The 13,605-nt window shown below is 47.5% G+C and carries 10 protein-coding genes; 8 read left to right on the top strand and 2 right to left on the bottom strand.

Annotated elements, in window-relative coordinates; translation table 11 throughout:
- Positions 1-197: 197 nt before the first annotated feature.
- The 7 genes from AB3R30_RS17245 to AB3R30_RS17215 all read left to right on the top strand — a co-directional run bounded on the left by AB3R30_RS17245 (position 198) and on the right by AB3R30_RS17215 (position 9,135).
- The gene (locus tag AB3R30_RS17245) at positions 198-671 is read left to right on the top strand and encodes a Spy/CpxP family protein refolding chaperone (RefSeq protein WP_458650447.1); all 474 of its coding nucleotides are present in this window, start codon (positions 198-200) and stop codon (positions 669-671) included.
- A 136-nt stretch (positions 672-807) separates the two neighbouring features.
- Entirely contained in the window at positions 808-2,310 is a 1,503-nt protein-coding gene (locus AB3R30_RS17240) for a hypothetical protein (RefSeq protein WP_458650446.1), read from the top strand.
- A 339-nt stretch (positions 2,311-2,649) separates the two neighbouring features.
- Complete coding sequence (locus AB3R30_RS17235) at positions 2,650-4,230, top strand: mechanosensitive ion channel family protein (RefSeq protein WP_458650445.1); 1,581 nt, start codon at positions 2,650-2,652, stop codon at positions 4,228-4,230.
- A gap of 102 nt (positions 4,231-4,332) precedes the next feature.
- On the top strand, positions 4,333-5,256 hold the full coding sequence (locus AB3R30_RS17230; protein ID WP_458650444.1) for an alpha/beta hydrolase: 924 nt from the start codon (positions 4,333-4,335) through the stop codon (positions 5,254-5,256).
- 10 nt (positions 5,257-5,266) lie between these two features.
- On the top strand, positions 5,267-5,794 hold the full coding sequence (locus AB3R30_RS17225) for a pentapeptide repeat-containing protein (RefSeq protein ID WP_458650443.1): 528 nt from the start codon (positions 5,267-5,269) through the stop codon (positions 5,792-5,794).
- Positions 5,795-6,010: 216 nt separating this feature from the next.
- Positions 6,011-7,459, top strand: coding sequence for an ABC transporter substrate-binding protein (locus AB3R30_RS17220; protein ID WP_458650442.1), 1,449 nt, complete (start codon positions 6,011-6,013; stop codon positions 7,457-7,459).
- Positions 7,396-9,135: a mechanosensitive ion channel domain-containing protein gene (locus AB3R30_RS17215; protein WP_458650441.1), complete on the top strand. Its 1,740-nt coding sequence runs from the start codon at positions 7,396-7,398 to the stop codon at positions 9,133-9,135. The genes AB3R30_RS17220 and AB3R30_RS17215 overlap by 64 nt, the downstream gene beginning before the upstream one ends.
- A 111-nt stretch (positions 9,136-9,246) precedes the next feature.
- Here the strand turns inward: AB3R30_RS17215 and AB3R30_RS17210 are convergent, their stop codons facing one another.
- Positions 9,247-10,575, bottom strand: a complete 1,329-nt coding sequence (locus AB3R30_RS17210; RefSeq protein ID WP_458650440.1) for a TldD/PmbA family protein — start codon at positions 10,573-10,575, stop codon at positions 9,247-9,249.
- Between the two features lie 109 nt (positions 10,576-10,684).
- Positions 10,685-11,545, bottom strand: coding sequence for a Tab2 family RNA-binding protein (locus AB3R30_RS17205; protein WP_458650439.1), 861 nt, complete (start codon positions 11,543-11,545; stop codon positions 10,685-10,687).
- 358 nt (positions 11,546-11,903) lie between these two features.
- Between AB3R30_RS17205 and AB3R30_RS17200 the strand changes: the two genes are divergently transcribed.
- Positions 11,904-13,493 (top strand): B12-binding domain-containing radical SAM protein, encoded by a 1,590-nt coding sequence (locus AB3R30_RS17200; RefSeq protein WP_458650438.1) that lies wholly within the window; start codon positions 11,904-11,906, stop codon positions 13,491-13,493.
- The last annotated feature ends 112 nt before the right edge of the window (positions 13,494-13,605 follow it).

Raw genomic sequence — 13,605 nt, 5'->3', positions numbered from 1 at the left:
GCAATTTACGACTCAAGATGCCCGCATCAAACTCAAGCGTCTCTATCCATCAATTCTTTCTTGACAGACTACTAGCAGCTTGATAGTCGGAAATATTAGTAGCGCGTGAACCTTTTTCAAATTGCAACTGTCATAAGAAATACATTCACCGATTGAATGAACGTTACGAATCCTTTAACAGTTTCTACTGCTGAGCTATGAACATTAAATCTATTTTGCTACTCTCAGGCGTGTTAGCACTAACTCTGACCGCTGTGCCTTTCATGCCCGCATTTGCTCAAAATCAAACTACGCCTAATCAGTCTGCCCCAGCTAAACGCGGCATGAATCGTTTGAACCTGACGGATGCTCAAAAGACCCAAATGCAGCAAATCAAGCAGGCAACAAAGTCTGAAATTGCCGCATATCTTCAATCTCAAGGGATTACTGTTCCTCAAGGACAAAACCCCCGTGAGGCAATGCGATCGCTCAATCTCAGCGAAGCCCAAAAAGCGCAGATTAAGGCGATCCGCGAAAAGGGTAAACAGCAAGTTCAAGGGCTATTGACCACTGAGCAAAAAGCCATGATGCAACAACGTCGCGGCACTATGAAAAATCGTGGACAGCAACGCCGTCAAGCTCAACCCGGTCAATTCCAACCTGGACAAGCACCCGTTCAATCTGGAATTTAGCAGGGAACAGGGAATAAGAGACAGGGAACAGAGAATAGGAACAGGGAATAGTGTTAAAAAGTTGTTAGGGTTGTCCTAGGTGATCAGATTTGTCTTATGACTGACACCTAACACCTGACATCTATTCCCCCTTTCCATGACCACGGTTCCTGAGACTATCAAACATAGCGAAATACTCAATCAGTTGGTGCTAAATCGCGCCACCCTGGAAGAGTTGGGGCGGGTAGAGATACTGTGGATGTATCCTCCCGCCCATCGCGTGTTGGGATTTATTTGCAAATCGGGTTTTTTAGGCAATCAAAAATCAGCGTTTAAGCTGTCGCAAATTGAGGCGATCGGAGTCAACGGCATTTTGACCCATTCCCAACCGGATGCAACTGATGCGGAACGGGTTCGTCAGCTTGAGTCACTGATTCACTCCGAGGTGTGGAGCAATGGGGGTGAAAAGGTTGGCAAGATTATTGATTGTGTATTTAATCTGCAAAGTGGGGCAATTTCAGAGTATTTAATGGTGGGCGATCGCCTGAGTACCTTGGCTGGCACCATTTACCGCCTACCGATCAATCGCATCAGTAGTTTGGGACGAAAACGGGTGCTGGTGAGCGATCGCACGATTCAAGCGTTTCCCCTCTATCGCGAAGGGATTCAACAAAAAATTTCCAAAGCCAGCAACGCCGTTAAAGAAGACTATACCCAGGTGACGCAGGAGTTAAGATCTATTGCCCAGCGCGCCCAAGATACCACCCTACAAACCACCTCACAGTTAAAAAACCTGGCAGACCAAGCAAAAGATCGAGCGCAATCATTGGCAGAGCAGGCGAAAGAAAGAGCGCAGGAACTCAACGAACAGATCCGAGACGGAGCAGAAACGCTGGTTGAGCAGGCAAAGGAAACCACTGATAACTTTGTGGAACGGATTCAGGAACAAGCCGATAGTTTAGTTGGCGATCGCGTTTCGCGTACCCGCCCATCCTCAGCAAATGCAGCCAGTGAAGTAGACAGTTGGTTTGAAGATGACTTTGAAGAAAGCGTTGACAAAGACCTGAAGAAAGACTTGAAGAAAGACCTGGAGAAAGCCAATCCCGATGACTTAATCATTGACGAAATCGAAGAAATTTTTGAAGAGATTGAAGAGATTTTTGGCGATCCAACCCGTTTGGCTGCAACAGTGTCCGATGCTACTCCACCGAGTCCAGATGCTCCCTGGATTGAAGATCTGCCTTGGAGTGCTGAAAAAGTTGAGTTTTGGGATGCGAAAGAGTTGGATCAGTGGGATGGAGACGACGAGGATGACGATCCTTGGGATATTACTGAATTGCCGCCGCCTACCCAGTTGAATATTCCGTTGTTGGATGCTTCAGAATTCCCAGATCTAGAAACTGAAGATTTAGAAGATGAAGAACTGGACACTGAGGAGTTAGAAGCTCAGGATTTGGAGCGATCGCCCGATGATCCGTCTACTAACAATTTGTCTGAAATAACAAGCTCCAATCTGCCCGAAACCGTCCATACTGCCACGGCTGAAGTAGTTGAAGATGAAGAAGAGGAGCGATCGCTTTCCTTAAGTACAGAACCGGAACCCAAACAAACCATTGTGGTAGAAGTTGTGAGAAATCCAGACGATGAACCTTGGATTTAACGGTATTAGAAGCATCTTAGATACTAAAAACTTCCAGCTATACTAACCCTGAAGGAAAAAATTGCACCGCCCTCAAACTCAGTCTGTGATAGTAGTTTGCAACTACAACGCGATAGATCATTTTTGAGCGTTGCTGAATGGCGGTATGAATACCCTCATCCCCAGCCCTTCTCCCTAGGGAGAAGGGAGCTAGAAATCTTGTTCCCTCTCCCAAAGGGCGAGGGCTAGGGTGAGGGCAGATTTCAGAATTCATAGACTGATTCAGCAACGCCCATTTTTGAACGCGGCAGTGCTTTTTTCTTAAAACTCAAAATGGTATTTAGATTGGCTGGATGACAAGTGAATATTGTAATTACGGTTGTTCAAGTCGCTATTGTAATTTTTGCGTTTACCCTCTTGAACTGGCTTCTGGGCAAGAGCCTAAAAACTCTGGCGGCTTCCCAAAAAGAGAAAACTGCCCAGAGGCTCGTTAGTTTGCGGCAAAATCTCAGCCTACTGTGTCTGTTGGCAGGGATTGGGTTGACTCTCTTAATCGTGAGTGTGAATGGAGTTCTGATCTATCAGGGCAAAGATGTTCTGGATTTTCAAATCCGTCTGCTCCAAAGTATTCCAGCCGAGTTTTGGATTACATTGGCTACAGCGATCGCCCAGTGTGTCATGTTGCTGCTGCTGGTCAAATTTAGTCTGCCCCTGCTGCATCACCTGCTGGATCTGGCAACGACCTACGCCAAAAATTACGACCGGATTACTGCGAATGATGAAAGCGTTGAGGCATTTTTCCACACCCTAAAAAAAATTCTCACTACAAGCACTTGGATCGCTGCCGGGATTCTGTGTACCCAATTTCTGAATCTACCAGCCGCCATTCCTAAATATCTGTTCATTGGATTGAAAGCCTATGGGGCGATCGCCATTGGACGATTGCTGATCAAAGCCATCTCCGTCGTGGTTGATACCCTTGATGCGCTGAGCCTGCAATATTCCAACGCCGATAATCTGCTGCGCCACTACGATCGCTTCCGCCATCTGGTTCCTGTACTCAAAAAATGTCTGGAGTATGTCCTTTATGTGGGCATCGCCACCTTGGTGATTCAAGACATTGACTTCATCGCTTGGGTTGCAGACTATGCCGACGAAATCATTGCCATTATTGGAATTTATTTTGTCACAGGACTGGGCATTGAAATTGCTAACGTGGTGCTTGAAGATCTCGTCCTGAGAACGGATCACCTCACCGATCTTCAGCGACAGCGCCGACTCACCATCATTCCATTATTCAAGAGTTTCCTCAAATACGCGATTTACTTCACAGCCGCTTTAGCGATGCTGAAGTTAATTAACCTAGATCCCACTCCGCTGCTGGCGGGTGCAGGAATTGTCGGGATTGTCATCGGGTTTGGGGCACAAAACCTGATCAATGATATTGTCTGTGGGTTCTTTGTTTTATTTGAGAACTACTATCTGGTCGGCGACTACATTGAAGCCGGAAAAATAGAGGAGCGTTTGGTTGAAGGCATTGTAGAAGCGATCGAACTGCGAACAACGCACATTCGTCACCCCGATGGTCAGTTGCAAATTATCCGCAATGGCGAAATCGGTTCTATTATTAACTACTCGAAGCAATATATCTATGCCACCGTGAAGGTTCCTGTTCCGCACACTGCCAATTTGGATCAAGCCTATGAAGTGATTGAAACCGTAGGACATCAACTCAAAGCAGATTATTTGGAGGTGCTTGAACCCACTCAAATAGATGGACTGGAAGACTTGGGAGAAAAAACGCTGCTACTCCGCACTTTAACCAAAGTCAAACCTGGGAAACATCTCTATATCCAGCGCTTGCTCCGCAAACGGCTGAAACATGCTTTTGACCAAGAACGTGTTTCAACTGAATCGGCAAGTTCAGGACGTGTTTTCTAGTTGAAATGGATAGCCTTTCCTTTTTTCTATTTTCTTCACTGTATTTCTTTGCCCATCAGCGGTAAATTAGTAACGCGGTGCATCGTATCGTACAGTGAGCTTGTGGTGATCAATCAATCGTCTTTAACGGAAGCGCCAAACAATTTGAGCATGGGTGGTCGGGTGGAAGAGTTTAAATGGTCATGGAAGGGACAACCCATGACGATCGCCTACGAAGTTTGGGGGGAAGGCAGCCCAGTGTTATTGTTGCCTGCTTTCAGTACCATTTCCAGTCGGGCTGAAATGTACGGTTTAGCGGAGCAACTCTCCGAAAAATTTCAAGTATTTATGGTGGATTGGGTTGGGTTCGGCGAGTCTTCTCACCCGGCGATCGAGTATCGTCCAGCGCTGTATCATGCGTTTCTGCGAGACTTTGTGCGATCGATGTTTTCCCAACCCGTCGTAGCGATCGCGGCAGGACATTCCGCCGGGTTCATCATGCAACTCGCCCATCAAGATCCATGTCCCTGGTCTTATGTCATCCTCACCGCTCCCACTTGGCGAGGTCCATTGCCCACTATGGGAGACCACCGCTGGTTCTTTAAACGCATACAGCAGTTGATTGGGCTGCCGATTGTGGGGCAATTTTTTTATCTACTGAATACGCTTCCGTGGTTTCTCCGCTGGATGATGGGTCGCCATGTGTATAGCGACTCCAAAAATATTACCCGTAGCCTCGTTACTGCAAAATGGCGAACGACTCAACAGCGCAATGCCCGGTTTGCTTCTGCCGCCTTTGTAACCGGGGCACTCGATCCGATTCGCACTCGTCAAGAATTTATTGATTATTTTCAACCGCTGCCCGTTCCCGTCTTAATGGTGATTGGCGAACAAACACCGCCCAAATCTCGCGAAGAAATGGAGTTTGTGGTTCACTTTTCTGGAGTGCAGGTCTATCGAATGCCGGGTTCTTTGGGGCTACATGAAGAATATTCCCGTACTTTAATGAGCGGCATTTTGCCTTTTTTGACTAAAGTCCTTTCGTGATGCCATCTCCATGAAATCTTCTTTTGCCGTTTTGTTTGGGGCGATCGCCGCTGCTGGCTTAGTCACTACTGTTCTCGCTGCCAACCCTGATCAAGTGCAGCAATTAATCAACACTCGCCAATGTGAAGGCTGCATTCTGACGGGCGCGGTGCTTTACAGCTACGATCTATCGGCAGCCAATCTGAAAGAGGCAAACCTGACCTCAGCGGCACTGCAAGGCTCAAACTTAAATTACGCAATCCTGACCAACAGCAAACTGGAAAAAGCAAACCTAGGGCTGGTCAAACTGCGGGAAGCCGATTTAAGCGGAGCCAACCTAGCGGGAGCCAGTTTACTAGGAGCCGATTTGACCGACGCAAATTTAACAGGCGCAAATCTGCAAGGGGCGGTTTTGGAAGGCGCGGACTTGCGGAGAGCCGATCTCAGGGGAGCCAACCTGCAAAAAGCAAACCTATTAAAAGCCCGAATGGCTGGGGTAAAACTGGAAGGCGCAATTCTAAAGGGCGCACGAATGCCTGATGGTAGAGAGGCGAAGTAAGCTGGGCATTGCTAATCTGAAAATAGAACTTTTAGGGAGTAATCCCTTGTAGTTTTTCTCAACAGTTCCCCAGCCACGGCTACCTTAGATGCAGGCGATCGCATCTCTAACTTTCAAACAAGCGCAACCGACAAGAAAGACAGCTATTCCGTATTAGGATTCATCAAGGTAAGCATCGTCAAGAAGCTTACTCCCTGTATTGCAGCAAACACTCCCATGAGAAAAGCAGTCGGTAGCCGCATTTTTTTGAGAAGCATTTCAGCCTTTTTACTAATTACTGTGACCCTGTTGCTGTTTGCTTGTAGTGGACAATCAGCAGGGTCTGGGCAGCAAACGCTTACGATCTGGTCGTCTTATGCCGATCAAGATATGGAACTGCTGATTAAAAACTATCAGGCAGTTCACCCCAATGTGGAAGTAATCCATACCACCCACGGAGTGCTGAATTATTTCTCTTTTTTAAAAGAACGAATGGCTCAAGGGCTAGGTCCTGATATGGCGATCGTGCCCGATCCAGTTTTGCCCTCCATGATTGAGCAAAAATTAATTGAGGATTTAGAACAATATAATCTAGATACCTCCAATTTTTATTCCAAAGCCTTGGTATCGCTGCGGGCAAAAGATAATCACTTATATGGTGTGCCCTTTGGCTTTGATACCATGGCACTTTGCTATAACCGATCCCAAACGGCTGACCCGCCGACCACCTTAGACGCGGTTTTAAGTCAAGCGGGTCAAGGTAAAGGAATTGCCATTGACTCTGGCTTTTTGAGTAGCGCTTGGGGCATTGGGGCAATGGGCGGGACACTCTTTAACTCCGTCAACCAATTTACGCTTGAAGAAATGGCATTGAGTCGTTGGCTGTCCTGGCTTAAGGATGCTCGGAAAACTCCAAATATTTATGTCGATTACCGTCGAGACATTTTATTTGACCTGTTTACCACGGGTAAGGTGGCGTACTTTCCTTGCTGGACGTTTGAGATGTCGGCGTTACAGAAAAAACTGGACAATAAATTGAGCGCTGCTGTTTTACCCGGCAACCTGAACAGTGCTGCTCCCGTTTTAGAAATCGACTCCCTGGTATTAAATGCTCGTGCAGCGACGACCCAAAAAAGGCTGGCACTTGACTTTGCGAAGTTTGTGACTCGTCGGGAACAACAATTGGCATTCCAATCGGCTCAAGATACAGTCGTTGCCCCGATTAATCCCAAAGTGTTGCTCGATCTCCGACTGCTGCCAATCAGACGGAACTTGATTGACCAAGTTCAAAATAGTTTTCTGATTCCGGTCAGTCAGGCAAAATATCAAACCGATCGCCTGGTTTATTATGCAGATCCCATTTATATACAGGTGATGCAGGATGATATCTCGCCAACTGAGGGGGCACGTGAATTTATCAACCAACTCAATCAACCTGTAGATCGCAAAGTTATCCATAGATCTACCTCAATCACTAGCGAAGCAGGGACTAGCAAAGTTCAAGGTGACACTACACGAAAAGCTGATTACTTGCTGCAACTCATGCAAGTTCAATTTCAAATTTTCCGTCGTCCAATTATCTGGCTACAAATTGTTCTCTTTACCGTTGTGGGTGTGTTGATATGGCTAATCGCTCGTCGCTTGAACCGCTTTATCAGCAACTTCAGTCAGCGATTCACCGAATAAAGGCAGTTTTGCAGATTCAGTCCCACCAATGGGTCAAAATTGTTACGGAGTTGGCTCGTGCGCTCTTGTTTCCGGTGCTGCTTTGGGGAACACTCTGGCTGCTGGTACAAATTTTTCCCCGTTTGGGAGCCTGGAACCTGAATCTAATAGCAACGTTCTGTTTGCCGTTGCTACTGCTGTTTATCGTGTATCGAGCGATCTCAGCCATTGTTTTGTTAACAGTTGAGAAAGAGGTTCATGCCACGCTGATACACCGGTTTTTGCTGCCGCTGTTTGTCACTTACGCTGTGCTTCAGTTCGTGGGATTATTTGATGAAATCTCACTGCTGGGAAACACTCAGCTATTCACCGTTGCCAACACCACCGTCACCCTGCGCGGTTTATTCGTCGCCTCAATCGGATTATTCCTTTGGTTTGCTGGAGTCAGCAGTTTGGCGCAATTTCTGCGGAAAGTGCTGCACGATCGCCTGCACATAGAAGCAGCCACGCTGGATGCTTCACTGATCCTGCTGCGTTATTTTCTGATTAGCATAGGGCTAGTTTTTGTGTTTAGTGAATTAAAGCTCGATTCCACCGCGATCGCTGCCATCTCTGGCGGGTTAGCGGTGGGAATTGGCTTTGGTCTCAAGGATGTCGTGATTAACTTCCTCAGCGGCATCATGCTGCTGTTCGAGCGCACCCTGCGTCCAGGGGACATCATTGAGTTTAACAACAAGATGGGACGGGTTGAAGAAATTAATCTACGGGCAACGACGATTAAAACCAGAGACCATGTGGAAGTCGTGATTCCCAATCAAATGTTTTGGAATGCCAGTCTTACCTCGTATACTCGCAAAAGCCGCATGACTCGGTTCGACATTGAGGTGCGGGTTGGGTATGACCACTCACCTGACACAGTAACTGCCCTTTTGGTGAATGCAGTTCGCGAGAATTCCAAACTCTCCACCGGGTTAACCGCAAAAGTTGAAATTGGCAATTTTAATCAAGAGGGAGTTCTCTACAAACTTAAGTTCTGGACGGATGACCCTCTCGCAATTAACAGCCTACGGGATAAGATTTATCGCAGTATGTGGAAAGCGTTTGCAGAGAAGGGCATTGAGCTAGAAACTCTAGCAAACATTAAAATTCATTCTTCTGAGACTTTAACTCAACTGAAATCTGCGTCGAGCAAACTTCATGAAAATCAGGCTCACCATTCAGTCGCATCAAATCCGTCCCAGCCACACATCCTTCCAACAAAACTTGCTCCCGCTCAACCTAAAGTTCCGACTCAGGTTGAATTAGTTGAATGCAGTTTTGAAAAAGTTAGACCTTATGCGTCAGAATTCTCGGCAAGCTTTTATCAAAATCTGTTTAGAAGCAACCCAAAACTGCGATCGCTGTTTCGCGACACCGATATGGAGAAACAGCAGCAGAAACTGATGAGTACTTTAGTGCTTTTAGTTCAGAGTGTCCGCGATCCTGATCGTCTAGTGCCCATTCTGAAGGATTTAGGAGCTAAACACAAAGGCTATGGGGTAATCGAAGACCATTACCCGACAGTTTGTGCTGTTTTACTGAAAACCTTCGAGCAGTATCTCAAAGCTGATTGGACTAAAGAAGTTCAGCAAGCCTGGACAAGTACCTTTGATGCGATCTCTCAAATTATGCTGGAAGGCGCAGAGGAAAGTTTTTAATACTGCCTGTAGCTGTTAAACATCATTTTGCTGTAGATGAACATTAGCGCTCGCCAAATCAAGGAAGCAATAGAAACACAGCGCAACCAAAAGGGGCGATCGCTCCCCCTGCTACCCTTGCCCCGTCACCGACAGCCCATCCACGATCAGCGAGGGCGTGTAGCAAGAGCCATTCCAATCGCCATCGCCACCCAGTTCAACCAACTGCTTCAGCGCCATGTAGACGTTACCTGACACCATCGTGTCTTTCACCCGCCCTAAAATTTTGCCATTTTTGACCCGATATCCCAAATCCACGTTGATGGAAAACTCACCTGAAATACCGGCTCCACTGCCCAGCATTTGATCCACAATAATTCCGTCGTCCAAACTGGCGATCAGTTGCTCTAAAGATTTTGCAGCCGTCGATCGCGGTGCTGTCGATTCCACAATTAGGTTAAATAATCCCGGTGTCGGATAGCTACCCAACCCCGGACGAAAGCCATTGCCCGTCGTACCGCTGCCCAGAGCGCGTCCAGTAGTGCGATCGGCATAAAACAGCTTCAAGACCCCGCTGTCAATAAAAGTGATCGGTCGGGTAGGCGTGCCTTCATCATCAAAAGGACAGCTAAAAGGACCGCGATTAGGGTGTTGGGAGAGAGTCAACGTTTCAGCCGTGACAATTTCGTTCAAGCGATCGCTCCAAGGTGAAGCGCCTTCGATCACTTGTTTCCCGTTTAACGCTGCCTGCACCGTGCCCCACAGCATATCGGCTGCTTTGGAGGTAAACAAGATTGGCATTCGTCCGCTGACGGTTTGAATGTTGTCGGTTGCCCAGTGCAATCGCTGTAAGATCTGTTCAACTAGAGCTTCAGGATTTAGGCGATCGCGCTGGGTTTGCCCATCATAAATACTTAAAAAATCATCCCCGCGCACCCATTCAGCCGAGAGGGAAGCGCTCAGCGTCGTATCGGTATAGCCGCAGTCCAACCCTTGAGACGTGATCAACCGAGTTGTTTCAGCATCACATTCCCATTCTGCTTCACACAACACCTCTGGATAGGCATCGCGCACCAGGGCAATCGCCTGCTTACCCCAGTCCACCAGTTGTTCCACCGAGACCGCTGCTCCCAGGTCAGGATACGGCACTTGGGTTGCGTCTGCCAGTTCAATGGCTTCTGGTTCGTTTAACTCGCTTAATGCCAACGCCCGTTTCACTAAATCTTGAGGCTCAACCGGACCGTAGGCAACCGCCAAACCGGGGCAACCCTGCCGCCATAATCTCAGTGCCAATCCTTCCGCCTGAGCGCTTTCTAGCTGCTTTAGCCGATTTGCTTCAAAAAAAACCGGACGAGATAAAGACTGCGATTGAAACACTTCCGCAGCCTCAGCACCCGACTTCATCGCTAGCTCAAGCAGTTGCTCTGCCAGCGTTTGTTTCTGCAAATCCTGCGAATCCATAATATTCAATCAGTGGCAATTAGCGATTAGTCTTCATAGTGCTTAAAATCTTCCTGGGCTTAGAGTGGTTAGCAGCCAACCACCAAAATAATTTACGCCTATCATCAACTTACGCCAAATTGGACTCCTGCAATAACCAGAATCCAGCAAAGGACTCTACATCGGGTGAAGATTGGACGGCTAAAAAGTGAACGCCCTTTGCTTGCCGCTTTGCAGTTTCAAAATTAGTCGCCTCAGTTTGGAGGCTGGCATTGACTAAATCAGCAAGAATCCAGCGATCGCTCACTCCAGTTTCCAACAGCAATCGCGGTGGATCGGAGTCAAATTTAAAGTATCCCAACTCCAACCCAGACATCCAGGCGGCTAGCGGAGTTGCCCGACCCGAAAAAATCACTAAACCAGGAATCACAGCATCCGCAGCCAGCCCAATCAAACTCAAAGGAAAGGATTCGCCAAACCCAATATCCCACTCGCCTAGATCATCAAAAGCAAGGGCTGGCAACGTCACCAGTGCCCACTTTTGCCCCACTAAAGCATCGGGTAGAGCAAGAGCAGGCGTAGTGCCAAAACTGACGGTGGGATTTGCTCCCGGCTGAAATCCGGGCTGTTTTGGATACTCTTGCTCCAGTCGCTGCTGCATCCACTGGTTAAGCGCATAAGTCCGCCGACTCATAGTTGCTGCAATGCCTAGATCCGAGCAGGCTTTACTGATCATATTGTTCATTGCCTGCCGAAAAAAGCGGATTTTATCTGGTGGGCTGGGAGCTTGGGCGATCGCGTTTTCCAACACTTCCCTCAGCTTGACTGAATTCACCTCAGCATTAGAGCAATATTCAGCATAGCGAAACAGGTTTTCCGGCTTAACGGTTATATCAATCGGACTCTCGCAAACCAGCACTTCCCAGATTTTTTTTTCATCCTCATCCACAATCGGACGCGAGTAAAAATCTATTTCCCAAATTGTCGTCATAAAGCGACCACCAACAGAACAGAGCCAAGATACCTGTAAACCCTATCATAGTTAGGTTTTGCGCAAGTGATAGGATTCTAGTGAACTTAAAAAAATCTCATGTCATTTACCGACTAGCTTGAGAAAATTCTGTAGATACGCAGGCAATTTGATGATTGTCATGACATTATGAACCAAAGTCATGACAGATAACCGAGCGAAATACTAGCAATGATAGGAACATAACAGGAACTTCCCGCGATCGCGCTAGTCAATTTAATCTAGGTCGTGCCACACTGAACCAGTGCGATAATGTATGGATCGTACCGAACCAATTGTGACGGTACTTTACAACTCCTAATACTACGTGTGAGTTTGAATGAACGTTTTACTCCTCTATCCTCGGTTTCCCAAAAGCTTTTGGTCGTTTGAAAAAACGCTGGCACTGCTCAACCGAAAAGCAATGTTGCCTCCGCTTGGGCTAATAACGGTTGCAGCAATTTTGCCCCAAGAGTGGAATTTTAAGCTAGTTGATTTAAACATTCGGGAAGCGACTGAGGCGGAGTGGAACTGGTCGGAACTCGTGATTATGTCGGCGATGATCGTGCAAAAAGACGATCTGCTTGCCCAAATTCGAGAATGTAATCGGCGCGGCAAGCCCGTCGCGGTGGGCGGTCCCTATCCTACCGCGTTGCCAGATGAAGCAAAAGGGGCTGGCGCAGACTACATGATTTTGGACGAAGGGGAAATTACCCTGCCGATGTTTGTGGATGCGATCGCCCGGGGCGATCGCACGGGTATTTTTCGGTCAGGTGGCGAAAAGCCTGACGTAACAGGCACTCCCGTTCCTCGCTTCGATTTGTTGCAAATGGAGTCCTACGCCGAAATGTCGGTGCAGTTTTCGCGGGGCTGCCCTTTTCAATGCGAATTCTGCGACATTATCGTGCTGTATGGTCGTAAACCCCGCACCAAAGCCCCTGAACAGATTCTTGCCGAACTTCAATATCTCTACGACTTGGGGTGGCGACGCAGCATCTTCATGGTGGATGACAACTTTATTGGCAACAAGCGCAACGTCAAACTGTTTTTGAAGCAGATGCAGCCTTGGATGGCAGAACATGCGTTCCCCTTCTCCTTTGCGACTGAAGCGTCTGTCGATTTGGCGCAAGACCAAGAATTGATGGATATGATGGTCGCCTGCAACTTTGGCTCGGTGTTTCTAGGCATTGAAACCCCAGATGAAGACAGTCTCGCCATGACCCAAAAGTTTCAAAATACGCGCGATCCGCTCAGTGATGCGGTCAAAAACATTGCCCGGTCTGGATTACGGGTAATGGCAGGATTTATCATTGGGTTTGATGGCGAAAAAGCAGGTGCTGGCAATCGAATCGTCAAATTTGTGGAAGAAACAACGATTCCAACAGCGCTCTTTAGTATGCTGCAAGCGCTGCCCGATACCGCTCTTTGGCATCGTTTAATCAAAGAAGGGCGACTTCGGGGCGAGTCTACTTCTGGCAACCAAACCGCATTGATGAATTTTGTGCCCACTCGCCCGTTAGAAGACATTGCCCATGAGTTTGTAGAAGCATTCTGGGAACTGTATGAACCCAAGAAATTTTTATCGCGCACCTATCGCCATTTCATGCTGCTAAGTGAAGCCAACTACCCGAAAAAGGGCAAAGTGGCTCAGAAAAAAATTGATCGGGTAGCCCTGAAAGCGATCGCTATCATTTTTTGGCGGCAAGGGTTTGTGCGGGATACCCGCTGGATGTTCTGGCGCTATCTTTGGGGCATGTATCGCCATAACCGAGGCGGACTGAGCAGCTATCTATCCACTTGTGCCCAGATTGAACACTTTGTTGAATATCGGGAAATTGTTCGTCGTGAGATTGAAGCACAAGTCGTCGAGTTTCTCAAGGAAGATTCAACCACCAAAGTGGAAGAAAAAGTCGCCCATCCAGTCGCTTAATCAGTCGTTTACCCAATGGGTTTCTCGATATTTTCCTGATGACGCACTGAAATGCTGTATCCGTTAGTGGACTTCTAGCAATTTGCTGGAGTTTTCTATGTTGTCTAGTGCG

This window comes from Sivoneniella epilithica UHCC 1019 (genome assembly GCF_040830845.1).
Lineage (GTDB): Bacteria > Cyanobacteriota > Cyanobacteriia > Leptolyngbyales > Leptolyngbyaceae > ULC077BIN1.
Note: the sequence above shows the minus strand (reverse complement) of the source record. Positions and strands in the feature narration are given on the sequence as shown.

Bases quoted from the DNA above. Each gene is read 5' to 3' on its own strand.
- AB3R30_RS17205 (WP_458650439.1), bottom strand. From the start codon at position 11,545: ATGACGACAATTTGGGAAATAGATTTTTACTCGCGTCCGATTGTGGAT.
- AB3R30_RS17210 (WP_458650440.1), bottom strand. From the start codon at position 10,575: ATGGATTCGCAGGATTTGCAGAAACAAACGCTGGCAGAGCAACTGCTT.
- AB3R30_RS17245 (WP_458650447.1), top strand. From the start codon at position 198: ATGAACATTAAATCTATTTTGCTACTCTCAGGCGTGTTAGCACTAACT.
- AB3R30_RS17200 (WP_458650438.1), top strand. From the start codon at position 11,904: ATGAACGTTTTACTCCTCTATCCTCGGTTTCCCAAAAGCTTTTGGTCG.
- AB3R30_RS17240 (WP_458650446.1), top strand. From the start codon at position 808: ATGACCACGGTTCCTGAGACTATCAAACATAGCGAAATACTCAATCAG.
- AB3R30_RS17225 (WP_458650443.1), top strand. From the start codon at position 5,267: ATGAAATCTTCTTTTGCCGTTTTGTTTGGGGCGATCGCCGCTGCTGGC.
- AB3R30_RS17215 (WP_458650441.1), top strand. From the start codon at position 7,396: ATGGCTAATCGCTCGTCGCTTGAACCGCTTTATCAGCAACTTCAGTCA.
- AB3R30_RS17220 (WP_458650442.1), top strand. From the start codon at position 6,011: ATGAGAAAAGCAGTCGGTAGCCGCATTTTTTTGAGAAGCATTTCAGCC.